The following is a 26,464-nucleotide window of genomic DNA, read 5'->3' as shown; positions in this document are numbered from 1 at the left end:
TATATAATATGTATTTGAAAAAAATCAAGCGGGTACTCCCAAAAAATCCTAGTTTTGCAACCTCTTTTCCACTAGTATCTAGTATGCAACCTTCAGTAAAAATTTTCACAGGCAACAGTAATCCGGCATTGGCCGAGAAAATTGCCAAGAAATATGGCAAGGGTCTTAATGGCGGTCTTGGCAAAGTAAAGATTCAGAAATTCAGCGATGGGGAAATCCAGCCTGTATTCCTGGAGAGTATCCGGGGTGATTATGTTTTCCTGATCCAGGGAACCAGCGCACCTTCAGATAACCTGCTGGAGCTGCTGTTGATGATTGACGCCGCCAAGCGGGCTTCCGCCGGCTATATTACCGCGGTAATTCCTTATTTCGGATATGCCCGCCAGGACAGAAAAGACAAGCCCCGCGTGGCTATCGGCTCAAAACTGGTGGCCAATCTGCTGACTTCCGCAGGGGCTAACAGGGTGATAACTATGGACTTGCATGCACCGCAAATCCAGGGATTCTTTGATATCCCGGTAGATCATCTGGATAGTTCAGCTATTTTTATTCCTTATATAGAGAATTTAAAGCTGGAAAATCTTACCTTTGCGTCCCCTGACGTAGGTAGTACCAATAGGGTACGTGAAGTAGCGTCTTACTTTAATGCTGAGATGGTTATTTGCGACAAACATCGTAAACGCGCCAATGAAATAGCATCTATGGTAGTGATAGGAGATGTGATTAACAGGGATATTGTGCTCATTGATGATATCTGTGATACCGCAGGAACACTTTCCAAAGCCGCTAACCTGTTAATGGAGAAAGGCGCCAGAAGTGTACGTGCATTTTGTACCCATCCCGTTTTCAGCGGAAATGCGTACGAAAATATCGAGAAATCAGTACTGCAGGAGATAGTGGTATGCGATACCATTCCTATCAAACCGCAGGGAGCCGGTTCCAAGATCAAGGTGATATCTGTTGCAGAGCTTTTTGCGGTAGCCATCCGTAATATGCACGAAAACAAATCGATCACCAGCCTGTTTATTCACAGCCACCGCCGGGGAGATTGATAACATAGTATTTTAATCATCAATATAAATTGTCTAAACAATGAACACAATAACCATCGAAGGACAACTCAGGAGCGAATTCGGCAAAAAAGCCACCCGCCAGATCCGTTCTGAGGAACAAGTGCCTTGCGTTATTTACGGGGGTGCAGAAACTGTTAATTTTTCAGCTCCTGCCAAAGCATTCAAAACACTGGTTTACACTGCAGCTTTCCAGATTGCAGAAATTAAACTGGGTGCTAAAACTTACAGATGCGTATTGAAAGATATGCAGTTTGATGTAGTTACTGATGCACTTGCTCACATCGATTTCATGGAACTGGTCGAAGACAAACAGGTAGCTGTTACCATTCCCATTAAACTGGTTGGTTCTTCTGTTGGTGTTAAAGCCGGTGGTAAACTGGTTAGTAAACTGAAAGCGCTGAAAGTGAAAGCTTTACCTAAGCACCTGGTGGAGAATATCGAAGTTAACATCGATAACCTGGAACTGAACGCAAACATCCGTGTAGAAGATGTGAAAATTGAAGGTGTTGAAATCACCAATTCTCCGCGTATTCCTATCGCTTCTGTGGTAATGACCCGTCAGCTGCGTCAGGAAGAAGCAACTGCTGAAAAAGATGCTAAAAAGAAATAATCTTTTAGATATATTTTTCCAAAAAGCCTCTCTACTTTTAGAGGGGCTTTTTAATTTTGGAAATCTCCAGGTACGAAAACGACCCGTATGAAATACTTAATAGCAGGATTAGGCAATATCGGCGAGGAATACCGGCATACCCGTCATAATATAGGGTTTGATGTGGTAGATGATTTTGTTGCCAGGCATAAAGCTACTTTCAGGAACGACCGCCTGGCCGATGTGGCGGAATGTAAGTGGAAAGGGAAAACATTTATTGTTATTAAGCCTACTACCTACATGAACCTGAGCGGCAGGGCTATCAAATACTGGCTGGATAAGGAAAAGATCCCCGTGGAAAACCTGCTCGTGATCCTCGATGACCTGGCCCTTCCGCTGGATGTACTCCGCTTACGCCCCGGTGGCAGCGATGCCGGGCATAACGGGCTGAAAAGCATCCAGGAATCCCTGGGTACCAATCAGTATCCACGCTTACGCTTCGGGGTAGGTAATAATTATCCCAAAGGCCGCCAGGTGGAGTTTGTACTCAGTAAATGGAAAAATACAGAAGAACGAATCGTAGAAGAGAAAATATGGAAATGTTCGGATATCATTGAAAGTTTTGCCAGTATAGGCATTGCCCGTACCATGAACGACAGTAATAAACTAACCTTCCCGTCTGCGAAATAAATTTGTTCATCTGATTCCTATCTGTTTTTTTTATACCTTAAAACAAACGCATTATGAAAATTATTTGCGTAGGCAGGAATTATGCCGACCATGCCAAAGAGCTGAAGAATGAGGTGCCTACAGAACCGGTGTTATTTATGAAACCAAAGAATGCATTGCTGCAAAATGGTCACCCGTTCTATTACCCGGAATTTACCACCAACCTGCACTACGAATGCGAACTGGTACTCAGAGTAAGCAAGAACGGTAAACATATCCAGGAGAAATTTGCAGATAAATACTACGATCATATCTCCGTAGGGATCGATTTTACGGCCCGGGATCTGCAGGATAAGCAAAAGGCGAAGGGGTTACCCTGGGAAATAGCCAAAGCTTTCGATAACTCTGCTGTAGTGGGTAATTTCATACCTATTACCCCTGAAATGGATAAAAAAGATATCAATTTCTGCCTGTATAAAAACAAGGCGTTGGCGCAATCGGGTAATACACAGGATCTTTTGTTTTCTTTTGATTTCCTGGTGGCTTACATTTCCCGCTTCTTTACCCTGAACATCGGAGACCTCATTTTTACCGGCACCCCGGCCGGCGTAGGACCTACAGAAATAGGAGACGACTTCGAGGCATTTATTGAAAATGACAGCCTGCTGGAGTTTTCTGTTAAGTAGGGATCGCCGCGGATTTTGTCTTTCTCAGGATTACGCTGATTATACTGATTTTATTTTTTGGATTTTATAAAGGATTAAGGGAGATAAGAGCGAATATATCCGCTTCTATCTCCCTTAATCCTTTATAAAATCCAAAAAGTAAAAATCAAGCTAATCAATATAATCAGCGTAATCCTGAGAAAGACAAAATCCGCGGCGATCCTAGGGAATATTTGCATAAATCGTGTCCAGGATCCGCGTTAATTCGGCATAATCCGTTTCTGTCAACGTTTTCCAGCCAATTTTACGCATATCATATACCAGTGACTTCACATCTTTATATTTTTCCACTCCTTCAGGGGTCAGCTGTAAATACACCTTCCTCCGGTCATACACATCGGCCTCCCTTTTTACCAGCCCTTTCTTTACCAACAGTTCAATAATGCGGGAAATGGTGGTAATATCCTTCGAGGTATTACGGGCCAGTTCGTTATGCGTAGTTTTTTTGTGTTTGTACAGGTTCTCAATCAGTAGCCACTGATCCACTGTAATGTCCTTCTGTTGGGCATCAAACGTTTTTTGCCAATAGTTGCGCAATTTTTTGAGCGTAGCATCCAACTTAAAAAAAGAGGGATTACTGACGAAAGTATCAGCCATATTAATTAATTTGCATTAGCAACTGTTGCTATGGCAACTATTGTTTTTAAATTACCATCATCACCAAAACAGTCTTATTGTGTTTAAAGATAGCACAAGCGTTTCAACTTTAAAAACGCCTGCCTCCAATACGGATGGTAACGCCGGCGAACTGGCTGAATTATTAACAGCCTGGCGATTGATGTGTGAAGCCGGCAGTATGGCCGCCACCTATGAGGCTAACCGACCAATCTGTAAATATGTTCACTCTACTTCCCGTGGACATGAAGCCATACAAATAGCCACCGGCCTGCAATTGCGGCCGTGGGATTTTGTAAGCCCCTATTATCGTGATGAGAGCATGCTGCTCGCCATTGGCTTTACTCCTTATGAATTAATGCTCCAACTGCTGGCGAAAGCAGCTGATCCTTTTTCTGCCGGAAGATCTTATTACAGTCATCCTAACAGCAACACGGCCGATAAACCGCAGATTCCCCACCAGAGCAGCGCCACCGGTATGCAGGTAATCCCCACCACGGGCGTGGCCCAGGGACTGCAATACCTGGAACAAATCCATTCTCCCCTGCTGAAAACCGGCCCGGATGGAGAACTGCCGGTAGTGATCTGTTCCCTCGGGGATGGCAGCGTTACAGAGGGAGAAGTGAGCGAGGCCCTGCAATTTGCCGTTCTGAAACAATTACCGGTGATTTACCTGGTACAGGACAATGACTGGGGCATTTCAGCCACGGCAGCAGAAGTAAGAACAATGGATGCGTATGAATATGCCGCCGGTTTCAAAGGACTGGAACGCATGCGGGTAGATGGCAGCGACTTTACCGCCAGCTACGCTGCTATGGAAACGGCTATCAGCTACGTAAGGCATGAACGCCGGCCAATACTGGTGCAGGCCAACGTACCCCTGCTGGGACATCATACCTCCGGCGTGCGGAAAGAATGGTACCGCTCTGCGGAAGACCTGGAAAAGCACGCTGCCAATGATCCCGTTCCAAAAATGAAAGCGTTGTTATTGAAACACGGCGTAACTCCGGAACAACTGGATGAAATTGAAAAAACCGCCGCCAGCGATATACAGGTAGCTTTTGATAGGGCAGTACAGGCGCCGGAACCATCACCGGAAACGGTGCAGGAACACGTATTTGCACCTGCCGCGGTAACAGCTGAAAGCGGTACCCGTACACCAGCCGGGAAGGCAAAAGTAGTAATGGTAGATGCCGCCCTCCACGCCGTGGAAGAAATTATGCAACAGTATCCGGAAGCTATTTTATTTGGGCAGGATGTGGGTGTAAGACTGGGAGGCGTTTTCCGAGAAGCGGCCACCCTGGGTGAAAAATTCGGACCACACCGCGTATATAACACCGCGATACAGGAAGCGTATATTATCGGCGCCACAGCAGGACTATCTGCCGTAGGCGTAAAACCCATTGTGGAAGTACAGTTTGCCGATTATATCTACCCGGGATTCAACCAGCTGGTAACAGAAATATCAAAATCATGTTACCTGAGCAATGGTAAGTTCCCCGTACAAACGCTCATCCGCGTGCCTGTGGGGGCCTATGGTGGTGGCGGACCTTATCATTCCGGCAGTGTGGAATCCACGCTGTTAAGCATTAAAGGGATCAAAGTAGTGTACCCCTCTAATGCCGCCGATATGAAAGGACTGATGAAAGCCGCCTTCCTGGACCCCAACCCGGTTGTAATGCTGGAGCATAAAGGATTGTACTGGAGCAAAGTGCCCGGCACGCTGGATGCCATGACCATTGAGCCCGCAGCGGATTATGTGCTGCCGCTGGGGAAAGGAAATATTATACAACGCGCACACCCAAAAGATACCGCCCAGGGAAATGCACTTTGCATTATTACTTACGGAATGGGCGTATACTGGGCGAAAGCGGCTGCCAAAGCCTATCCCGGGCAGGTAACCATTGTGGACCTGCGCACCCTTTTCCCACTGGATGAAGAACTGGTATTTGACATGGTGAAGCAACATGGCAAATGCCTGATCCTGACAGAAGAACAACTCAATAACTCTTTTATACAGGCACTGGCTGGACGTATTCAGCAAACCTGTTTCCGGTTCCTCGACGCACCGGTATTTACCGTTGGGGCGCTGGACCTGCCGGCAGTACCGCTCAATACCAGCCTGGAAGCAGCGATGTTACCAACGCCTGCAAAAGTAGCCGCAGCTATCAGCGAGTTACTGGCCTACTGACTATTATCCCGCAAAATTGAAAACGGCCATCTCAGTTAAGAGACGGCCGTTTGGGTTTTCCGCATCCGGGTTAAAGTCGTTTACTACTTCGCCCCCAAATCAGTTTATCAGTAACCGGGGTTTTGAACCAGGTTAGGATTAATACTTGTTTGTTTGAAAGGAATCGGGAACAGCTTGTACTTATCAGCTGATGGCTGATGATCCCACCAGGTGGCAGTGGTAAATTTGCCAAAGCGGATCAGATCCGAGCGGCGTTTGCCCTCAAAGATGAATTCACGGCCTCTTTCAGCGAGGAGTTCGTTCATGGTGAGACTGGTAGTTGTATAAGCTTCAGCAGCCCAGTCTGCCGCCTTGAATGCACGTTTCTTACAGGTGTTGATAAGGTCAACAGCATCCTGTGTAGCGATGCCATTATTTTTTCTCATCAATGCTTCTGCCTTGTTGAAATAAATTTCTGTCAGACGATATAACACAAAGTCGTTGCCCCAGTAATTAGGATCGGCCTGTGTGCCGGGTACATATTTTGCAAAACGTGCCCCGCTGTTCTCTTCCCCCTCAGTCATACCACCGGCGCCACTTTCACCTTCAGAATTCCTGCGGATCTCTTTTACAAACACAAGCGGCTTGCCGTTGTATTCTTCTGTGCCCAGTACCAAACTGTCGGCAACGCTGGTACGTAGCGCCGGATCTTTTTTCTGCGGTCCGATCAGCATCCAGTTTTGCTTGCGGAGGTCATTGTCTTTATACGCATCATAAGCGGTGGGAATAACAACGATACTGTTGTTTCCATCTACATCAGCGTTGTAAATCTGGCGCTGACGGTAGTGCCAGAAATCACCTTGCCATCCAAAGCGGGAGTTACCGGCTCTCAGGTCATAGGCGAGCTGGAACAGGTCTTCCGGAGAGGTATTGTTATTGTTGGCAAAGGCGCGGAAAATATCCGGTTCCAGTGCGGGCATCGCGCCGCTCAGGGAACCGCCGTTGCCGGCAATGATCTTATTGCAATAGTTGATACAGTCATCCCAGCGTGGGGTACCAGTCCATTCCTGTGCATTGAGATATAGTTCTACCAGCATTGCGTAGCCAGCTGCTTTAGTAGCGCGGCCCACCATATCTGCTGATAGTGGTTTCAGCAGTTCCACATTTTCTTTCAGCTCTTTTTCAACGAACTCAAATACTTCCTTGCGGGTTTTGGTAGCCGGGGACGCCGGCGCACCTACTTCTGTTACGATGGGAATGTTACCATACAGGTCCATCAGTTTCAGGTAATGCCAGGCGCGTACCACTTTTGTTTCTGCAAGAAATGAGGCTTTGTCTTCATTAGTCATACCAATTTTGGTGAAGTCCATAGCCGCCAGATCTTTCAGCGTATTGTTACAGAAGCCCATTCCCCAGTACATCAGTCTCCACGGGTTCCAGGCATTGTCTTCATTAGCAATCCAGGTGTGGTTATGCAGGCGGATCCAGTTACCGCCATCGTAGCCGTGCTTGCCTTTCTGCGGCCATGCGAGTTGATCGGCGGAGAGTTCCTGCAGGCGCCAGTAGCCGGTTTGACCGGTAGGTGCCGCCCATGCACCGGCATGGGTAAATGGCCGCAGTACGGCAGACAGGACTTCTTCTTTATTATGATAAAAATTATCTGAAATAATTTCGCTGTATGGTTTTTCATCGAGCTTGGTGCAGGCGCTCAATCCGAGAGCCAGCAGGGCTGCGCTGATATATGCTTTACTTTTTTTCATACGTTACAATTTTGCTGCTTTTAAAATCCAAGGTTCAATCCGATAGTATAGGAGCGGGTGCGTGGGTAAAATCCTCTTCCATCTATACCGGAGTCCAGCGCGGTATCCTGCAGTTCAGGATCAAGGCCGCTGTATTTGGTGATGGTGGCGATATTACGGCCGCTGGCATATACACGCAGGCTGCGGATATATTTGGTTTTCAGTTGGAAATTATAACCGAGAGTGATGTTATCCAGTTTCACGAAATCACCTTTTTCCAGGTAGTAATCAGAGAACTGTGGATCGTCGTTCAGCTTATCATTTTTACCGATAGCAGATGATAACATGTTATTCGGTTTCCATTTTTTGTTACCGAAGTACATATCCTGCAGGTTCAGGATATCGAAACCAAATTTGCCGCGGAAGAGGATACTCAGGTCAAAGTTCTTGTAACGGAAAGTGTTGTTCCAGGAAGCCATGTACTTGGGAATACCATTTCCGATTACGGTTTTATCGTCCGGATTGATTTCAGAAGTAGTGGCTTTGCTGCCGTCTTTTTTATAGAACTGCCATTTACCATCGTCGGTAAGACCGGCATAGCGATAGCCGTAGAAAGTGCCGAGCGGACCGCCTTCTACTACACGGATAGCGGAGCCAAGATTACCCGGGGAGGGGAGATCTCCATAAAACTGTTCAGTGGCTTTATAAATCTGGTTGGAGAATGACACCATTTTGTTTCGCTGGGAGTTGAAAGCGATGTCACTGTTCCAGGAAAAATCTTTGGTTTTTACCGGCACTGCATTGATCACTATTTCCACCCCGTTGTTGGAGATTTCACCCACATTGGTGAAGATGTTATCCAGGATATTGGAGGGCAGCTGTGCAGTGTAGTTGAATAACAGATCTTCTGTTCTGCGGCTGTACACGTCAATGGAACCACCTATTCTGCTTTTCAGCAGCGAGAAATCAAGACCTACGTTGAATTCTTTTTTCTTTTCCCATCTCAGGTCCGGGTTTGGATTTTTATTGGGTCCGTAAGTCTGGATCCATTTACCATACTGGAGATACGCACCACCTGTTCCTAATGTGATTAGGGATTGGTAGTTAGGGATCCCCTGGTTACCGGTAACACCGTAACCGGCGCGCAGTTTCAGGTTGTTGATCACGGTGAGGTTTTGCATGAAGGCTTCTTTTGAAATTACCCATCCTGCAGATACTGCCGGGAAATTACCCCATTTGTAGTTGGCGCCGAAGCGGGAAGAACCTTCATGACGCAGGATAGCCTGCAACATGTATTTCTGTTTGTAGTTATAATTCAACCTGCCAAAAAAAGCGATGAGGGTGTTGTCTACCTTGTTGCTGCTTTGTGAAGGGCGGGGCAGTTTTGGATCATTTAATGCGTTGCCGGCAGAAATGTTCCAGTCTTCAAACGCATCGGTGAGGAAGCCGTTGTTATCCATCGCATACTTTTCCAGGGTGCTGTATTGATAGCTGTAGCCACCGAGTACATTGAAAGTATGGTCTGAATTGATTGTTTTTGTATAGTCGACAGTAGCTTCAAAAGTTTTATCCATAGCGGCGGAATTGGCTTTATACGCATAACCGCCACCCTGGAAGTCCTGGATGGAAGAGCGGGAAGCTTTCATTTTATACTGGCGGTCAGTATACTCGTCGCGGACAATAGCGCCGAAGGCAGAGAATTTCAAATCACGTATAGGCTCCAGCGTTATACGTGCATCTCCTGAATAGGTTTTCTGATCCCTTTCATATAATTCCTGCTGTAAACGGGCCAGAGGGTTATAGTTATTGTAACCATTTGTTTCCACATATTTACCATCGGGCCCAAAGATGGGAGCGGTAGGATTTCGTTGTACTGCCTGCTCAAAATCTGCGCCTGCGCTACCGGCTTTGTCATCGCCGCCGCCGCTGTTACCACCGTTTAAGTTGGCTTTGCTGAAATTACCTGCCAGGTTGAACTGCATGGTGAGCATACCCTGTAAACCGGTCTGGTTTACATTCACTCTTCCTCCATATTGTTTACGGCCGTTTTCAATGGCAATACCGTTGGCATCATTATAATAAAGGGATGCACGATAGTTACTGTTCGCGGTACCGCCAGAGGCCGCGAAGTTGTGGTAATGACTAAGATTGTTTTTGTCGAGCAGGAGATCATACATGTCTACATCGGCGCCCTGGTTGTTAGCTTCACCGGCTACTTTTACATATTCTGCCGCGCTTAATATGCTGGGTCTTTTGGCTACTGCTTCCCGTTGAAGGTAGGTAGAGTAGGTGTATTGCGGATCGCCTGCTTTACCTTTTTTGGTGGTGATGAGGATAACCCCGTTGTTACCGCGGGTACCATAAATAGCCGCTGCGGAGCCGTCTTTCAATACATCGAAAGTGGCAATATCGTCCTGTTGCAGGAGGTCGAGGTTGCCTCCCGGAATACCATCCACAACGATCAGCGGGTTCATATCGCCGGATATGGAACTGATTCCCCTGATTTGTATAGAGGCGCCGCTGTTGGGGTTATTGCCCTGGGTTCTGGTAACAGACAAGCCGGCTACTTTACCCTGGATCAGATCCATAGGAGAGCGGGAACCACCCTGGTTAAAGTTCTCCGCTTTTACGGTAGCTACCGAGGTGGTTACCTCATTTCTTTTTTGTGTGCCGTAACCCACCACCACAACGTCTTGCAGCGATTTTACAGAAGCTGCCAGTTTTATGTTCATGGCGGTGGCAGATGCTGGTACCTCCTGGGGCAGGTAGCCAACAAAAGTAAATATCAGCACGGCGTTTTCCGGCGCCTGCAGGGTAAAGGTTCCATCGGCTTTGGTGATAGTTCCGGTGCTGGTTCCTTTTATCTGAACAGATACGCCGGGAATAGCGGTGTTGTCATTTGCATCCGTTACTTTTCCGGATACGGTTTTGCCCTGTGAAAAGGCAAACAGCGAGAAGAGCATCAGTACCATACCGGCAAAGCAGGTCCGTGCCCAAAACGTGGATCGTTTGTGCATATACGTTAATTGAAGTTGGTTAATAAAGAAAAGCCGGACTTACTTATTGAAAAAACGATTTAGCAATAAGCCTACAGGCTAATTTTTAAAATTTTTCAGATACTGGTTTAATCATTTAAATAGTGAAAAATATCTCCTGAATGAAGATGCTGCCTGGTTTCCGATCAGGCAGGCAATGGTTCCCATTATATTCGCATAAGCAAAATCCACGATTACTTACAGTACTATTTTAGTCAGTAGTATATCGATTTAGCAAACAATAAAAAAATAACAAGTTAGTTTAGCTTTTTACCTGTAATATATTTTAATTACAATACATTTTTGTTCATACGCGGGTGTGTAATACATGGATTTCCCGGTGTGCATCATGGGTCCTATTAAAAAATCGATTTAGCAATAGGTTCCAAAAAAAAGATTCATGGGAATCTTTATTGAATAACAAGTCAAAATAACGCAGCACTTTTTTCTCTTGCCCGGAATAAAAGTAATATTTATTTGTATTAAATGAAATCATTTTTAACATTTTTTTTTTGAGATCCGGATAAACAGGGGACTACACCGGATTAATCACCGCTATCAGATTCCTGATTTCTTCCAGGATGTCATAAGCGGCCTGCTGATTACCTTCATTATAATGCCTGGCCCGGAAAGGAACCAGCCAAACGACCATCCGCGGGGCATCCGGGTCGTTGTTGTTGAGAGAAGGATCTATGTGGTCCATGTTATTCAGCGCCTGTTTTACATCATCAATGAAATTTTGTGGTGCAGTATACGTAACGTGCAAAAGAACGCTGGTAAGTATTATATGGCAGCATTTCGTACAACAGGTTTTATACCCCGCAAGGATTCACGCAGCCGGGCTTCACCACGGTCAGCCCAGGCAAATTGCCGGATAGCGGACTCCTTCCAGTTGTCCATGCAGCAGATAGCCGGCTGCCCGGAGTTGCGAAACGCCGGGTGGAAACTCCGCTGCTGTTTTGGTACAAAAAAAAGTGATTAGCAGGAATACTGTTAATCACTTTGGAGATGTATTATAAGGGTGTTAGAGGATAGATATAATATTTGATACCCTGTTTGAATGTGCATTCACAAGGTGGTAATACAAATGTACCGGCGCAACAATTGCCGGGAAAGACGATTCAGGAAAAGTATTTATAGATTCCGGAAAAACGGGGAGGGGGAATAACAGGGAGACTATTAAGCAGTCTCCCTGTAAAAGAAAGTATTAAATATCGCCGGAAACAGGGGCGTTGTTTGCTTTCGCAGCCTGGCTGTCGCGGGTATTTTTTTGTACAGTGATGGCGCCGAAAACGCTTAGCAGAAATGCAAATGCGTAAAAGCCTTTTTCACTTGGAGCAAGAGTGGCATTCCATAATCCGATGGTGAGCAACAGGATGGTGAGCAACATGGATACCCAACTGAGACCATAGTAAATGTCGGTTACAGGAATGCCTTCGATCCTGTCCCGCACGCACTTCTGGACAGATACCGCGGAGAACAGGCCGTACATTAATACGGTGAAGTAATATCCTTTTTCATTCAGCTGCATAGTGGATGCGTTCCAAAGCCCGATGATGAAGCCCAGGATACCTGCAAATACCGCTACCCATGAGGCTGCAATAAATGCCATTGAAGGTTTCTGTTTCATTGATTAAATAAAATTTATTTAGGGATTGGGTTGATGGCTAACAAAACTGCTTTCAGGTATTGATGGCCTGCTGTAATAATACTATTTATTTTTGATCTGAAGCAGCATAAAAAAAGTCCTGCACTTTCAGTACAGGACTTTTACTTTTTGTAGCGAGGAGCGGATTCGAACCACTGACCTTCGGGTTATGAGCCCGACGAGCTACCTCTGCTCTACCTCGCATTGTGGAGTGCAAATGTAGGCAAATAATTTAAACCACAAAATTTAAATGTTCTTTTTTATGAGCACAGCCGCATGTTTCAGGGGAATTGGATTTTTAAAGGGAAAATACATACTGGTGTAACGTACTGCTGTGGCGTGTTTGGTGGGATGTCCTGTTGTGAATTTTTATAAAAATATTTTTTAAAAAAGAAGAGATGACCAATAGTTTGATACGAATAAACTGCCGGCCATCTCTTCTCTTTAAAAAAATTATATCCTGTTGACAAGAATATCTATATCGGCACAGCTGTTATAAAATGCCAGCGAGTGTTCATACTGGTGTATAACATCAATGCCTATATGATTTATATAATCGATGGCAGCGCCTAATCCTACGGCATCGGCTATATTACCGGTACCGGCTGCAAAGCGTCCGGGGGCTGCATGATACCGGGTATGCTCAAAAGTTTACGTCTTTGATTATATTACGGGGCCTTCCTGTAGCAGTTATAAGGCAATGGCCAGGCCGATGCCCTGGGCGGAGCCTCTGATCAGCGCCGTTTTGGCCTTTAATTGTAAGTCCACAGTATAATAATGTTTAATCGTTTACAAGTAAAATTATCCCATAAAATAAAGAATATACTTTATTGATAAGTATAAAGTTCTTTATACTTTTATGGCATGATCAATTTTGAATGGTATCATACATTTAAAGCTATCTGACAGTCAGGTACATTAACAGGCGCCGCACAGGAATTGTTGATTTCGCCGTCAAATGTAATTCAGCATTTGTCCGCCCTGGAAAATTACATCGGTCACCCTTTGTTTGAGTATTATTAAAAATAACGACATTCCCCATATAGAAGAATGGATGCAGATGCAACCCTGATTTGCCTATAGCGGGTGTAACCATTGCTTCAGATTACCTGGTGAAAGACCTGGTAAAGCAGAAAAAGTTACAATTTTTATGGGAGGGAAATGCGGTATGATAAACGGAGCGGCGGGTAAAATCCCGCCACCCCGTGGTATTACAGGTCTGAATAGTCTGTTGGTCTAAGGAACAGGATTTCTGATTTAGATACATTGTGACTGTATTCTTCCATCGCTGACAGCGCTTTCCATTTCGGATCTGCACTAAATGCTTTCCAGTGTTCATCACGATCTTCCTTATTGTTGAAAGTAGTCATGTACATCAGGTTAGGCATGTGTGATCCTGAAATAACGGAGGCATAAAATACCGCATTAAAGTTGAGGTTCCGGAAGATACCAATTTCATCGCCGGTATTGAACATCTTCACTTTGTTAACATGGTATTTCTCGGAGGGACTTTCATAACTGCGCAGCTCGTACACCCGTTCATTTTTGGGCGCTTTCAGAGCCGGCGCTTCCAGTACCAGCATTCCGGGAAACGCCTGTAGCAGGATGGATTCTATCCTGGTATAAGGAATATTATTCCAGGCAGCATCCGTATAGTCTTTCCCGTTAGCCTGAAAAGATTTATCGGCCTGCAGGGTTTTATCCAGGTTGACGAACTGTTCGAGCGACTGGAACGGGATCAGTACATAGATCCGGATCTCAGCAGTGTCGGCGGTAACCGGTTTGAAAACGCCGGCCTGTTTGATGCCCGCATGGTGTAGAGCCGGGAGAAATGTTTTCTCCAGGTAATTATCTACCAGTGTTTCCTGCGCTTTTGTTTTCAGGTGGTAGATTTTGATCTGATAAAATTGCCGTTCTTTGGCGGTGAGTGTAGCCGAACCAAACATCATGAGTGCCATTAGCAAAGTGGAATATATCTTCATAGAAATTAATTGTATACCTGACAAAATACAGCAATTGAGGCAGGAATTATAGTGCTGCCCCGAAAGTCTTATTTTGCGGATTTTAAAAAGAATAATTATGTCTGAGCCGGTAATGTTGATAGACCAGCCTAATAACAGAGGAACTTTATATGCCGTAGTGGAACAGGACGACAGAGTGGCTTATTTTTACCTGTATCCTTCGGAATTATTGACCACAAAGTATTCCCCGCGGCCGTGCTGGTTACGGAACCTGCAGCCGGCGCCGGCAAAAAGGGATGTTGCGGCCATGAAAGAAGGGATGGCGCCCATGCTCGAAGGCGCCTATTGCAACCACCCGGAGGGACGCGAACCGCTGGAAAAGGAGCGGTTAACAATTGTATGGACGGAAGAGGGGGATGGAGCAGCGGTATTATATGATAATGAAATACTGGGGGTAATACCCGGTTGGAGCCTGTATAATGATGAACATGCAGTGGCCTATGCGGCCGACTGCATCGGCGCCGGCGAAAATGACCGGCTGATGCCACTGGGCAAGCGTGGGGCCAATGCCATGTACGAGCGCATAGATCAGGCTATTGCCTTCTGGAAAGACTGGGAAGGGGAAACCAGCCAGGCATGGAGTATTTTGCAGGATCAGTATTTAAAAGCATACGAAGCGGAGTTTGGCCCTATCCAGCAATACTACGCCATCGACGGTGGGCAATGGCCCCCGATGGCGTTGGGTAAATTTGAGAAAGATGAGGTGGTATACCTGCTCACCCTGGGAATCAGCATCCGCCCGATGCCGTGGGTAGAACTCCTGTACAGCGACCGCGCCCCCGGATTCCGCCGTATGGAACTGGCGATGGCAGTGAGCAAAAGAGATTTTACAGATAAAGAGATCATGGCAATGGCCGGCCTGATGTCCGGTATGGCCGACCGGCCCTGGAAACAGATCACCTGGCTGGGAGAAGGCCATACGGTAAGCTCGGAGGAACTTCCTGCTCCCTTTGAAAGTGTAGTGGTGTCCTCGGCCTTATATAATGGCCCCGTGATCGGGCTGCCGGAGGTATATGGCGATAAGGTGAACTTGTACTGGTTAGCCCCCATTACCAAACTGGAAAGACAATATGCCCATTCCCGGCCCAATGCAGGCTATGATCTCCTGGAAAAAATGATCCATCATAACCTGAACCACATCGTTACCCGCCGGTCTGAACTGCCCTCCGATTAATAAGAATACCTTTTTTATATGAAAGGTCTGCTTTGCGGCAGACCTTTCTCTTTACTGGTAGCGGGTTTAAGAAATTTTTGAAAAAAAGTTGAAATAATCTGTAACGAAGTGATTCCATCGCCTACTAATTCTGAAAAGAAAATCAAAAGCATATGAAAAATATCTTCAGGAATATCACAGCAGCTACACTGGTAATCACAGGCTTATTTGCAGGTAAAGCATCTGCGCAGCAACCAACCACACAGGACAAATCATTATTATGGGAAATCAGCGGTAACGGGTTAGCGAAGCCCTCTTATTTGTATGGCACCATCCACATGATTTGTGAGAATGATTTTAAAGTAACAGAGAAAACAAAGCAGGCGTTAAGCAAATCGGCACAACTGGTTATTGAAGCCAATATCCTCGACCCCAATATTAATACCATTATGACTAAAGCAATGGCTTCTGATGTGCCATTGAGCAAAAAATTATCTCCCGCTGATTACCATGATGTAGATTCTATTCTGAAAAAGAAATGTGGCGTGCCTTTGGCGCCGTTTGAAAACTACCAGCTTGCAGCTACCATCTCGTTGCTGGCTATGAAATCATTTCCCTGCCAGGAACTAAAATCTTATGAAACTACTTTTATACAAACAATGCAGGCAGATAATAAGCATATCGGCTACCTGGAAGGGCTGGAAGAACAGGTAGGATACCTGCTGAAATCATACACCGACAAACAAATTGTTGAACAGGTAAAGGCTTTCGACAGTACCAGTATGAACATGAACCAACTGGTAGCAGCCTATAAAGCTGAAGATCTGACAGGCATGTACAACCTCATGACTACCCCCGACCAAATGGATGAAAATACCATTCACTGGATGCTGGAAGTACGTAACAAAAACTGGATAGATAAAATGCCTGGAATGATGCAGCAGGAAAGCACTTTCTTTGCAGTGGGTGGCGCACATGTTGCAGGCCCTATTGGATTGATTAAATTACTAAGAGAGAAAGGATATACTGTTACACCCATTTTGAACTAAAGCTATCACCGATTGGAAAACAAGGAAAAAGAGTTTCTTGAGCTGGTTGAAGCACACAAAGGTATTATTCATAAGATTTCCAGGATGTATATGGATGCTGAAGATGATCAGCAGGATCTGACACAGGAAATTATCTACCAGCTATGGAAATCTTATGACTCCTTTCAGCATCAAAGCCGCTTCTCTACCTGGATGTACAGGGTTGCACTGAATACCGCACTGGTATTCTTCAAAAAGGAAAAAAGAAAAATGACTGTTACAGACACCATGCCGGAACACATCGCAATGGAAGAAAATGTAACAGCTACGAAAGAACTGCAACTGGCGCACTTTTACAGGGCGGTACAAAAACTGGAAAGACTTGAAAAGGCATTGGTGTTTCTTCACCTGGAAAATTATTCCCACAAAGAAATCGGGGAAAACCTGGGTATCTCTGAAGGGAATGCAAGAATTAAGCTCAGCAGGGCAAAAGACAAATTAAAAGAACTGATTAAAAAACAAGGTTATGAATTTTGATGATATAAAATCCGCATGGAACAACGATAATGAAGGCAGTAACGTAGTTGTCCCTTCCAGCGTTGACCAGTTAAAAACTTTGCAGCTGCCGGTGGAAAAACTTCGCAAGGCCATGCAGATGGAATTTTTTGTACAACTTTTCAGCCTGATACTGATTGCATTCACACCTAAAATTTTTCCGCTCAATCCTGTGATGGTGGCGCCTTTTTATGCTGTGTACCTGGTGGTAATAGCCATCTCTGTTCAATACTATTACAAGTTCAGAACTTTTTATAAGAGTCTTGGTACAAATACCCTCAGCTCAAAAGACAATCTGTATGCCTTGTACTATGAGGCTAAGCTGAACATTGAAATGTATAAAGCTTACACTTATACGCTGCTTCCCTTTGCATTGATCGTTGGCGTAATGTACACGGAAAAAAGCAGTGAAATTGCCAGCTTGCTGGCAAAGGCTGCTGATCATCGCGGAATAGCGCTGGGATTGGCTGCAGCCTTTGTATTGCTGGTATTAATGATTACCGCTTTAACAGAAGCATGGATCAAACAGGCTTATGGAAAATACCTGCAGCAGATCGGACAGGTGCTGGACCAGTTTAAGGAAAATGCGTAAATAAGATTTAAAATAAGAAGGGGGATGATAATCATTTATCAGCCCCCTTCTTATTTTAAAGTGAGTATTATTTTTGGTAGTTGCCCACCAGTTTTACCAGTTTGTCAGGTGCATTGGAAATAATGCCATCTATTCCCCAGGAGATGAGTTTTTTGAATTCACCTTCGTCATCTACGGTCCAGGGAATCACGGCTACTTTTTTATCGTGTGCTTCTTTTACCAGTGCAGGTGTTACCAGCAGGTAGTATGGGCTATAGATGGTGGGCGTGAATCCCAGTTTCTCAAGATTGGCGTTGAAGCTGTCTTTATTGCCTATCAGCAAAGCTGTTTTCTGAGCGGGATAGGTTTTGTGTAATTCCTGGAGCGTCCGGATGTCGAACGACTGGAGAGTAACCCGCTCCGTTATTTTTTTCCTGTTGATGACTTCCATTACCCGGGCTACAAATTCCGCCGGGCCCGGATTGTAGATACCGTCGCCATCAGGAGCGCTTTTTGTTTCCATGTTGTAAAACACCGGTTTGAGGTGATGTGTTTTTACATAGGTTTCCACGCTATCTATCAGGTCTGTTAACAGTGGCCGGTGAACCATCATTTTTTCCTGTTGAGGAAAACGGGGATGTGGTTTTGTACCAGCATCGTATTTGCGAATACTGTCGTAAGACATTTTGTATAATGCCAGGCTTTTTTCCTCAGCTTTGGTGATGTCTGAGCCATCGGGCTTACGCATAAATTCTGCCGACATATACGCATCATGCGATACTACCACCTGTTGATCTGCTGTAATGATACAGTCAAGCTCCAGTGTCCTGGCGCCTAATTTCACGGCGTTGATCATGGCGGGTATGGTGTTTTCCGGCATCAGGGCCATTCCCCCGCGATGTGCCTGTACATCTATTGCCTGTTGTGCTATTGCGCTGCCGGTAAACAGGCTACCCAGGACAGCTAAAAACAAAGTATGGTTCATAATTGCAAAGAGAATATAAATGGTTTATCTGCAATGTTATTTTATTGTTGCTTCACGATCCTCGAGGCCCATCCGCCGCCAATATTCATTACTACGGGTACTTTCGAGTTTTTATCTACCGTTATCTGTTCCATTTTATAATCCTGTGCATTTCTGTCGGCGTTGATCCCGTCTTTCCAGATATGCATAGTATAGGTACCTTCCGGCAGGAAAGAGCAATCCAGTGTTAAGGTACGTGGCGTGAAATTAGTCATACCACCTACATACCAATCGCCGGTTGCGGCTTTGCGTGCGGTGAGAATATAGTTGCCAACGCTTGCCTGCAGGGCAATGGTGGTGTCCCATACGCTGGGAACCGCCTGCAGGAATTGCATGCATTCCGGTTCTTTATAGTAGTGGGTGGGATTATCTGCCAGCATTTGCAGGGGGCTTTCATAAACCACGTACATTGCCAGTTGATGGCAACGGGTGCCAATGCTCATCGGATTGCTGAAATGAGGCGCCCAATCTTTCTTTTGCGCATTCAGCATAGCGCCGGGAGTATAGTCTGCGGGACCCGCTGCCATGCGGATAAAGGGAAAGGTAACGTTGTGGTCCGGTCCAATGGATTTGCTTTGATCACCTTTGCTTTGCTCCATTCCGTATACGCCTTCAAAGGAAATTACGTTGGGGTATGTACGTTGGAGTCCCGCCGGTTTGTAGGCGCCGTGAAAGTCGACCAGCATTTTATGTGCAGCGGCAGCTTTGGCTACCCTTTCGTAATAATTTACCATCTGCTGGTCGTCGCGCTGCATGAAGTCAACTTTAATCCCTTTGATATTCCATTTGGTAAAAAGTTCCATTGCTGCATCCAACTGCTGATCCAGTGCCAGCCAGGTTGTCCACAGGATGATGCCAACGTTTTTGGAAGCTGCGTAGCGTGATAATTCTTCCATATCTATGTCCGGTACTGTTTTCAGGAGATTGCGGGTGTCGCTCCAGCCTTCGTCCAGCACTACATATTCCAGTTTGTATTTAGCGGCAAAGTCGATGTAATATTTGTAAGTGTCGGTGTTTACACCCGCCCGGAAATCCACCTGGTAAATATTATTATCATTCCACCAGTCCCAGATGGCCTTGCCGGGCTTTACCCAGCTATAATCGCCGGTGGAGGGCTCTGCCAGCTGATAGGGGAGTTCATTAACCAGCAGGTCTTTATCTTCCGGTGCTATCATCACAATGCGCCAGGGTAGTTGGGAGGGACCTTCTTTTTTGGCGATAAAGTTCTCCCGGGTTTCTACTTCTTCATCCCGGTCTGAGGTCACTTTTTTCTTTATGGGGTAGTGAGGAAATACAGCTTCCAGTGTATTGCCGCCATTTCCCTGTAACCACATACCGGCGTGGTTAAGGAGTGCGGTTTCCGTGATCAGTATTTTGGCGCCGTTTACGCTGAATAGTGCGGGCAAACTGGCGAGGCTTTTGGGGCCACTGATATTATCGACAGTGAGCTTTTGATAGAGACGTTCATTATGGGAGAAGAATCCGCTTTCCACCGGGTACCAGGCGCTGTCTTTTGCCTGGAGGGCAAATCCGGCCTGCTCATTCACCACCTGCCAGGCGCCTTTGTTGTTGATGAGCCAGCGCCATGCAATACCGTTATCGTAGGCGCGCCATTGCAGTGAGGTACGGTTTTTAAAATTGATCTGCAACTGATCGTAGTGATCTTCAATGAAGGTACTTTTCTGTTTTACTACGGGGCGAAGCGTTTGTGTTACGGACGACGTTTTAGTACCGGCAACTTTCCAGTTATCACCAAGACTAACAGATGTAGCCACGCCGATAGTGGCCGGTTGCAGCAATACTTTGCCATCGTAGGACAGCGAATACTGTATACTATCCCTTACGGATATATGTATAGTTGTTTTGCCATCGGGTGAGTGCAGGGTATATTCCTGTGCCACCGCTGCTATGCTCCCGGTGGTGGCTATCCATGCAAGCATCCATCCTTTCAGATTCATTATTTCTGTTTTAAGTTGTATAAAATACTGTTCCTCCGATCCGGAGAAGAGGGAGTTAAATTAGTCGTTATTTTATAAACTTTACATGATAAATTACTGCCGGTAATTTCTTTCCGGAAGATGCTGTTGTTACTGGTGTTTTCCCGGATACGAACTGTGTTACAAAAATTGCTTTCAAAAGTCGCTACATCAAATCCTGGTTGTTCATGCCGGTATTTTATAAGTCTTGTTTTTGCTAGATAAGTTGATCCCTCGCCGTTAGTCTGTTGTTCCCATACTACGAACTGAAATACTTTTTTCAGCGATATAATGACTGTTATGAGTAATATGAAAAGTGCCCACAGTACGGATTTATATGACATGCCTTTAAGATTGTAAACATTAGGAATCCTTCTTATATTATTAAATGGCAGAGCTCTTTTGTTGCGTCCTTTCAGCGTGGTTATTTTTTTGTTTTTGAGTGATTGAAATTGTGACACTTGTTGTATATTAGTTCCTGATTATAAACCATGTCAATCTACTGTTGCGTGTTTTAACCCGTTAATAGCAACAGCAGGTATTAATTCCAATTTTTTTTGAAGTAATAACCCGATATCATTTCTGTAATGATGAAAGGTACTAACCATATTTAAAACCGTAAAAGCTGCGAAATGTCATTGTATACGCACACCTCATTTACTATTGGTGATCATCAGTTTACTTCTTTTCATTCCCTTGCCTTGCATCAGGCCATCCGTGGCCATCATAGCTTTGAAATCATGATCGGGTACGACTGGCTTACCAAACTTGGAAAAGGATTGTTCAATGCCGGTAAGGAATTCCTGGGAAAAGAAATTTCTATCTCCATAAAACCTGTTGAGTCAAATGCTGTATACAAACCTTTAAATTTTAATGGTATCGTTAGCGGTATCAGCATGGGAAAGGAAACGGATGGCACACATGGATTTTGTGTGATCAAAGGGCATAGTGTCACTATTCTGCTGGAAGATGATGAAAATATCGCGTGTTATGAGCAGAAAACATTGTCGGCAATTGTGAATGAAGCCCTGAAGGGATGCGGACCTTACGCCAAATCACCCGCAGTAGATCCGGCTCACACCGATGCGCTGAAGTATATTGTACAATATAAAGAAACCACTTATCAGTTCATAGACAGGCTTGCCGCCCGTTTCGGAGAATGGTTTTTTTATGATGGAGAGAAAGTAGTATTTGGAAATTACCGGCCGCAGAAAACAACGCTTACACACCAGGTAGACCTGATCGGGTTTAACCTCGATCTTACGGTGAAGTCCAACAACAGCCGCTTCTATGGCTATGACTACCGCCAGAACCAGGCGGTAAGCAATGATACCTTATCCGTGCCTGCGGGTAACACCGACGTATATACGAGCCACCTGAAAGAAGTAAGTGAACGGCTTTATAAAAAAACATCGCAGTATAAACTGAACCAGTCGTTTGGCGCCGCTGCAAAATCGCAACTGGATAAATATACGCAGGTACAGAAGAAAGGAAGGCTTTCGCAGATGGCCGTACTAAAAGGTACCAGCCAGCAGAGTGCATTGCGCATCGGGGATATCATCACCGTTAATGAGTCTGTACTTTCCAATGAGCATCATGGCGAATTTGTAGTAACCCAACTCGCGCACTACTGCACAGAAAACGGGTTGTATAAAAATACATTTGAAGCCATCCCCGCTGCTGCGGCCATGCCGGAGGTAGACCTGTACCGTGCACCGGTATGTGAAGCGCAAAGCGCCGTGGTAACGGATAATAATGACCCCAAAGGACTGGGTCGGGTGCGGGTGAAATTTCAGTGGCAGCAACAGGGATCTACTCCCTGGCTACGATTAGTGTCCCCACATGGCGGTACTGAGAAAGGGTTTTATTTTATACCTGAAAACGGGGAGGAAGTATGGGTAGATTTTGAAGGCGGTAATCCTGAAGTACCCGTAGTACTTGGCACCGTGTATAACGGAAACGCCAAAACGGGCTTCGGCGATGCACAGAATAACCTGAAGGTCATTAAAACCCGCAGTGGTCACCTCATCCGCCTGGATGATACCGATGGCGCAGAAAGCATCACCATCACAGATAAATCAGGCAACATCGTTACGATGGATACCAATGCACAAAGCATTAATATCGCCGCGATGGAAAATATTACCATCAACGCTAAAAACATCAGCTTTACGGCAAAAGAAAACATACAGGTGAGCGCAGGTAAAAACCTGTCGCAAACGGCGGTGAAAGACTTTAGCCTGCTTGCCGCCAATATCAAAGAGGTGGCGGATGATACGCTGCAGCGCACCGCTAAAAATATTGAAAAAACCGCCGAGAAAGTGAGCCTGAACAGTACGAAAGAAAATATTGAAATGCACAGCGCCAGGCAGATCGTGAATAAAAGCGGCGACAAGGCAAAAATGTTTTAACCCCACAACCAGGCACAGATGGGAAATATGATCTCAAAAGCAAAAACAATTGTTGAAAGCTCTGAGCTGTCAACTACCTATGCCACCAATGGTGATATCAGTTTAAATGCCGCCAGCCAGGTAAAATTGCGTAGCACTGAGAAAATTATTTATGATCAGTATAAGGCGCCGGTAACAAAAGAAAAGGAACTGAAAAAGTTCCTGGTACACTTCAGGCGGCCGGCAGACTACAAAGGAGAATATGGGTTCGACTGGCTCCGGGAAGAATACATCTATGCTATTAATTACATTGAACGCGATAATAACAACCAGCCCTGTAACAGCACAATGCCGCTGGTGAGCGATGTAGCCGCTGCTAAAAAAGAATACCTGAAAGAGGTAAAGAACCCGGTGAAACCATACGGCGTAGATTATTACCCCGCCTGGCTGTCACTTTTTCCTTACACCAGCTCACAACAGTTTAAATATGGTTCTTCCATGAACAAAGACGGCGCCCGGCTGGATCTTGAATTGGAAGAAATAGAAGAAGTGATCAGTGATGGTACCGAAATTATTTTCGAATCAAAAAATCCTGATCTGAAAATAACCCCGCAGAAAGTAAATATTGCCGCATTAATGGGAAGTGGCCAGCAAACACGCTTCCGGCCGGGCGGAGTAAAAGTGAAGTACTATACACTGAAAGGCGCTGTAACTGTGGTGAATGCCAATGCCCCGCTACAGCAGCATGAGGAAATAAAAGTGTTTGCAAAGCTGGGTGATAAAAAAGAGGAAGTAGGAAAACTGATGATATATAATAATCACATCATCCCCAAAATGGAACTGATACTGGTAAAGGTAGGTACGCAGGCGAACAGTCTTCCTTCTATTGACCAGCAACTGGTAAAGGACATAGAATACCAGTTTAAAAGAGGCTCATATAACCAGGCGCTCATCCGGGCGGAGATTAAAACGGATACTGTTTTTGAAACGGGCGTACTCCCTCTGACAGACCACGACGTTACCAGCTACTGGAATAATGTATTAGGCGGAGCCGCATCGTTCAATGAACAACAGTTCCTGGAGGAGGTGATCAGACTGTATGAAAAGTATGGGCAGCATAAACCCAATGGTGGCCGTATTAATGCCGATTCCAACAAACGCACTTATATATTCCTCACCGATTTACCCGCCGATTTTAACGGTATCGCTGCTGCCGCTAATGGCGACGTAATAAAGGAGTTTGTATGGGGAAATGCGTTCGTTGTATTCCTCAAAGGGCTGAATCAGCGGCGTACCCTGTTGCACGAAGCCGGGCACTCCCTGGGGCTGCAGCATACTTTCAGTGCCGGGCAACCTACTGCCGGGCTAAAGCCGCCGCCCTATACTTTTTACCAGGGCCACACGGATAACATCATGGATTATACCTGGCAAACAAACGGTAACCTGAACCCGTACAATGCCAAAGATAATATGCGGTCCTTTTTTAAGTTCCAGTGGGATATTATGAGACAGGACCGGAGTTTAATTTTAAATTATTAGTATGCGTGGTAGTTTGCTTGCCCTTTTATTGATGCTAACGGTAATGGATATACTACCGGCGCAAACGAAGTCCCCAAACAGTTCCGTGGCATGGGTACGTTTCGGTATTTTCTCAACCGGTATCCGGGTAAAGTACCGCGTTACGCCCGATGTACTGGAGCGTTACTGGCTGGATACCACCGGTGTGAAAATAGATTCTTCCGTACAAACATTATCCGCCGGCCAATGGCAGCGGAGCCGCTTTATACTGGATTCTATCCCTTCGCTGTTGTTAACCGCCGGTACTACTACCTATAGCTGGGGCTGCCTGTATTGCGGAGAGCAGCCGGTGATAATAGTGGAAGTAGGATTTACAGATAAAAGACCTCCTATGTCGTACCAGATAGATGCCGACACCAGCCGTATTCCGGCTGCTATCAGGAGTTACGTGGGAAACGTAAAAAAAGAGGTGTCTCAACTGATTACCGAAGGGAATAAAAAAAAGTAGCTGTACCGATATGAGTAATCGTTCTTTCCGGTTTAACCCGGTGCATCTCTGCAGAACTTATGGTGTTACCTATATTATTCAATCAGCCGGTACCGAACAGGTGATCAGTTATGAAATAACAGTAAGTTGTTCTAAAAGATTACCCGGTAATATGTTCCTGTTTGAAATCAATAAAGGGCAGGTATATATTAATAACCAGGCGCCTGAAAAAATGATTGATAAGCTTGCGGAGCAATGTGGAAAAGTATTGTATCCATTGCAGGTAAAGGTGAATGAAGCCGGACAATTCACCGGTATCGCTAACCAATTACAGATAGCTGCTGCGTGGGAAACAGCTAAACCCGCCATCCAACAGTATTACACCGGCAATATTACAGACGAAATAGTAGCGTATATGGATCTGGCAGTAAGTAGTGAACCACATATTTACCAGTCGCTGTGCCGCGATTGGTTTATGGCCCTTTATTTTGCCGATCTGTATCAGCCTGGCAGCGATATCATGAAACGCCAGCTCACTGCGGCATTGCCTGTAATGCCTTATACAGCGCCGGTGCTGTTTAATGTTACTCAGCAACCCATCCAGCACAATACGGCCAGTGGCAGCCTGGTGCTCCAGCAGAAGGGCAGTTGCAGTGATCCGCGTAGCGTGGAAGATATTTCTGCAGAAAAGGAAATTCCTTTATCACGGCAGTTACACGGTATTCACACCCCCGTAAAAGGACAGGTGGATATCTCTTATAAATTATATCATACCGATTATTCTATCAATGCTATAACAGGGGAATGCAGTTTGCAGCTTGCACCTGGCCAGGATAAAAAAGTAACATTCACCATCTACCATTTACGGGAGAAAGATAAAACGCAGGCGCCGGCAATGTCGGTGCTACTGCCAGAAAAGGAGTTGTCCGGGAAAAAGAAAAGTTTCTTTTCCCACTTTTTCAACCGTGGAGAAAATTAAAAAGATATGAGCGAAAAACATCTGGTTTGTCAGGGCGCTGTTTGCAAGTGCCAGTTTGGTACCGCCCCTGATAAGCTGAAAGTGAAGAGTCAGCAGGTGCATTATATCAACGATAAAGACGGCGCAGAGAAACCGTTGGGGAATACCAAAGATATTGGTCAGCCTTTTGAAGCGAATACCTTTGGCAGTTGCAGTAAAAAGAATAATAACCCTTGTACTCCGTCGGTTACCGCCTGGAGCGGGTTTTATGATAAAGTGGTATTACCGGGAGATGCTTATATTTTGCTGGAAGATAGTAAAGCAACCTGTGCTACCGGCGGAAAAGATTGTATCTCCATCACCTTTCACGGGCAAACCGCCGATATGACAAAAAAAGATGCCGAGAAGGCCGATAAAGAAGTGCAAACGCACCTGAATCCAATGATGGATGTACAGAAAGTAGAAGAAGATTTATTTCTGATCCGGTTTCCACAGGGACAACCGTTTTAAAAATAGTTGC

The 26,464-nt window shown here is 45.4% G+C and carries 22 protein-coding genes, 1 tRNA gene and 2 pseudogenes; 15 read left to right on the top strand and 10 right to left on the bottom strand.

The genetic code is table 11. The features are described 5' to 3' along the window. Positions 1-83 precede the first annotated feature (83 nt). From ACMXI2_RS24265 to ACMXI2_RS24250, 4 genes are all read left to right on the top strand, one after another. Positions 84-1,052, top strand: coding sequence for a ribose-phosphate pyrophosphokinase (locus tag ACMXI2_RS24265; protein WP_483778570.1), 969 nt, complete (start codon positions 84-86; stop codon positions 1,050-1,052). Between the two features lie 40 nt (positions 1,053-1,092). Then, complete coding sequence (locus ACMXI2_RS24260; protein ID WP_079470847.1) at positions 1,093-1,683, top strand: 50S ribosomal protein L25; 591 nt, start codon at positions 1,093-1,095, stop codon at positions 1,681-1,683. Between the two features lie 87 nt (positions 1,684-1,770). Continuing rightward, positions 1,771-2,352 (top strand): aminoacyl-tRNA hydrolase, encoded by a 582-nt coding sequence (gene pth, locus ACMXI2_RS24255; protein WP_483778569.1) that lies wholly within the window; start codon positions 1,771-1,773, stop codon positions 2,350-2,352. 53 nt (positions 2,353-2,405) lie between these two features. Further along, positions 2,406-3,017: a fumarylacetoacetate hydrolase family protein gene (locus tag ACMXI2_RS24250; protein WP_079470845.1), complete on the top strand. Its 612-nt coding sequence runs from the start codon at positions 2,406-2,408 to the stop codon at positions 3,015-3,017. Positions 3,018-3,218: 201 nt separating this feature from the next. On the opposite strand, the gene ACMXI2_RS24245 is transcribed toward ACMXI2_RS24250, so the two are convergent. Beyond that, positions 3,219-3,653: a MarR family winged helix-turn-helix transcriptional regulator gene (locus ACMXI2_RS24245; protein WP_079470844.1), complete on the bottom strand. Its 435-nt coding sequence runs from the start codon at positions 3,651-3,653 to the stop codon at positions 3,219-3,221. A gap of 79 nt (positions 3,654-3,732) precedes the next feature. On the opposite strand from ACMXI2_RS24245, the gene ACMXI2_RS24240 reads away from it, so the two are divergent. Continuing rightward, positions 3,733-5,862: an alpha-ketoacid dehydrogenase subunit alpha/beta gene (locus ACMXI2_RS24240; protein WP_483778568.1), complete on the top strand. Its 2,130-nt coding sequence runs from the start codon at positions 3,733-3,735 to the stop codon at positions 5,860-5,862. A gap of 107 nt (positions 5,863-5,969) precedes the next feature. On the opposite strand, the gene ACMXI2_RS24235 is transcribed toward ACMXI2_RS24240, so the two are convergent. The 6 genes and pseudogenes from ACMXI2_RS24235 to ACMXI2_RS24210 all read right to left on the bottom strand — a co-directional run. Then, on the bottom strand, positions 5,970-7,601 hold the full coding sequence (locus tag ACMXI2_RS24235; RefSeq protein ID WP_483778567.1) for a RagB/SusD family nutrient uptake outer membrane protein: 1,632 nt from the start codon (positions 7,599-7,601) through the stop codon (positions 5,970-5,972). Between the two features lie 20 nt (positions 7,602-7,621). Continuing rightward, entirely contained in the window at positions 7,622-10,597 is a 2,976-nt protein-coding gene (locus ACMXI2_RS24230; protein ID WP_483778566.1) for a SusC/RagA family TonB-linked outer membrane protein, read from the bottom strand. Positions 10,598-11,150: 553 nt separating this feature from the next. After that, complete coding sequence (locus tag ACMXI2_RS24225) at positions 11,151-11,318, bottom strand: hypothetical protein (protein ID WP_483778565.1); 168 nt, start codon at positions 11,316-11,318, stop codon at positions 11,151-11,153. Positions 11,319-11,822: 504 nt separating this feature from the next. After that, positions 11,823-12,245: an inner membrane protein YiaA gene (gene yiaA, locus ACMXI2_RS24220; RefSeq protein ID WP_483778564.1), complete on the bottom strand. Its 423-nt coding sequence runs from the start codon at positions 12,243-12,245 to the stop codon at positions 11,823-11,825. Between the two features lie 150 nt (positions 12,246-12,395). Next, positions 12,396-12,467: transfer RNA gene (locus tag ACMXI2_RS24215), tRNA-Met, on the bottom strand. Positions 12,468-12,716: 249 nt separating this feature from the next. Further along, positions 12,717-12,899: pseudogene (locus tag ACMXI2_RS24210) on the bottom strand (aminotransferase class V-fold PLP-dependent enzyme); the annotation flags it as partial. Between the two features lie 285 nt (positions 12,900-13,184). Here ACMXI2_RS24210 and ACMXI2_RS24205 point away from each other — a divergent pair. Next, positions 13,185-13,286: pseudogene (locus tag ACMXI2_RS24205) on the top strand (helix-turn-helix domain-containing protein); the annotation flags it as partial. A 188-nt stretch (positions 13,287-13,474) separates the two neighbouring features. Here ACMXI2_RS24205 and ACMXI2_RS24200 read toward each other — a convergent pair. Then, positions 13,475-14,245, bottom strand: coding sequence for an NIPSNAP family protein (locus ACMXI2_RS24200; RefSeq protein ID WP_483778563.1), 771 nt, complete (start codon positions 14,243-14,245; stop codon positions 13,475-13,477). 97 nt (positions 14,246-14,342) lie between these two features. On the opposite strand from ACMXI2_RS24200, the gene ACMXI2_RS24195 reads away from it, so the two are divergent. The 4 genes from ACMXI2_RS24195 to ACMXI2_RS24180 all read left to right on the top strand — a co-directional run bounded on the left by ACMXI2_RS24195 (position 14,343) and on the right by ACMXI2_RS24180 (position 17,612). After that, positions 14,343-15,458, top strand: coding sequence for a suppressor of fused domain protein (locus ACMXI2_RS24195; RefSeq protein ID WP_483778562.1), 1,116 nt, complete (start codon positions 14,343-14,345; stop codon positions 15,456-15,458). Between the two features lie 152 nt (positions 15,459-15,610). Beyond that, the gene (locus ACMXI2_RS24190; RefSeq protein WP_483778561.1) at positions 15,611-16,486 is read left to right on the top strand and encodes a TraB/GumN family protein; all 876 of its coding nucleotides are present in this window, start codon (positions 15,611-15,613) and stop codon (positions 16,484-16,486) included. A 12-nt stretch (positions 16,487-16,498) separates the two neighbouring features. Further along, entirely contained in the window at positions 16,499-17,002 is a 504-nt protein-coding gene (locus ACMXI2_RS24185) for an RNA polymerase sigma factor (RefSeq protein ID WP_483778560.1), read from the top strand. Beyond that, positions 16,992-17,612 carry a hypothetical protein gene (locus tag ACMXI2_RS24180; protein WP_483778559.1) on the top strand — a complete coding sequence of 207 codons (621 nt, stop codon included), beginning with the start codon at positions 16,992-16,994 and terminating at the stop codon, positions 17,610-17,612. Before ACMXI2_RS24185 ends, ACMXI2_RS24180 begins: the two co-directional genes overlap by 11 nt. Before the next feature lie 67 nt (positions 17,613-17,679). On the opposite strand, the gene ACMXI2_RS24175 is transcribed toward ACMXI2_RS24180, so the two are convergent. Together ACMXI2_RS24175 and ACMXI2_RS24170 are read right to left on the bottom strand one after the other, a co-directional pair. Then, positions 17,680-18,576 (bottom strand): glycerophosphodiester phosphodiesterase family protein, encoded by an 897-nt coding sequence (locus tag ACMXI2_RS24175; RefSeq protein WP_483778558.1) that lies wholly within the window; start codon positions 18,574-18,576, stop codon positions 17,680-17,682. A gap of 41 nt (positions 18,577-18,617) precedes the next feature. Next, positions 18,618-20,573, bottom strand: a complete 1,956-nt coding sequence (locus tag ACMXI2_RS24170; RefSeq protein WP_483778557.1) for a glycoside hydrolase family 97 protein — start codon at positions 20,571-20,573, stop codon at positions 18,618-18,620. A gap of 650 nt (positions 20,574-21,223) precedes the next feature. Here ACMXI2_RS24170 and ACMXI2_RS24165 point away from each other — a divergent pair. Genes ACMXI2_RS24165 through ACMXI2_RS24145 form a run of 5 tightly spaced genes read left to right on the top strand, consistent with a single transcriptional unit; the run spans position 21,224 to position 26,454 of the window. Next, positions 21,224-23,002, top strand: a complete 1,779-nt coding sequence (locus ACMXI2_RS24165) for a type VI secretion system Vgr family protein (protein ID WP_483778556.1) — start codon at positions 21,224-21,226, stop codon at positions 23,000-23,002. A gap of 18 nt (positions 23,003-23,020) precedes the next feature. Next, positions 23,021-24,520 carry a zinc-dependent metalloprotease gene (locus ACMXI2_RS24160; protein ID WP_483778555.1) on the top strand — a complete coding sequence of 500 codons (1,500 nt, stop codon included), beginning with the start codon at positions 23,021-23,023 and terminating at the stop codon, positions 24,518-24,520. A 1-nt stretch (position 24,521) separates the two neighbouring features. Further along, positions 24,522-25,007 carry a hypothetical protein gene (locus ACMXI2_RS24155; protein ID WP_483778554.1) on the top strand — a complete coding sequence of 162 codons (486 nt, stop codon included), beginning with the start codon at positions 24,522-24,524 and terminating at the stop codon, positions 25,005-25,007. Positions 25,008-25,017: 10 nt separating this feature from the next. Continuing rightward, positions 25,018-25,965 carry a hypothetical protein gene (locus ACMXI2_RS24150; protein ID WP_483778553.1) on the top strand — a complete coding sequence of 316 codons (948 nt, stop codon included), beginning with the start codon at positions 25,018-25,020 and terminating at the stop codon, positions 25,963-25,965. A 6-nt stretch (positions 25,966-25,971) separates the two neighbouring features. Further along, the gene (locus ACMXI2_RS24145; protein ID WP_336389134.1) at positions 25,972-26,454 is read left to right on the top strand and encodes a DUF4280 domain-containing protein; all 483 of its coding nucleotides are present in this window, start codon (positions 25,972-25,974) and stop codon (positions 26,452-26,454) included. The last annotated feature ends 10 nt before the right edge of the window (positions 26,455-26,464 follow it).

The sequence above is a fragment of the Chitinophaga sp. G7 BAM 1005 genome, from assembly GCF_057126945.1.
The sequence above is the reverse complement of the archived record's forward strand: the minus strand, read 5'-3'. Positions and strand labels throughout refer to the sequence as shown.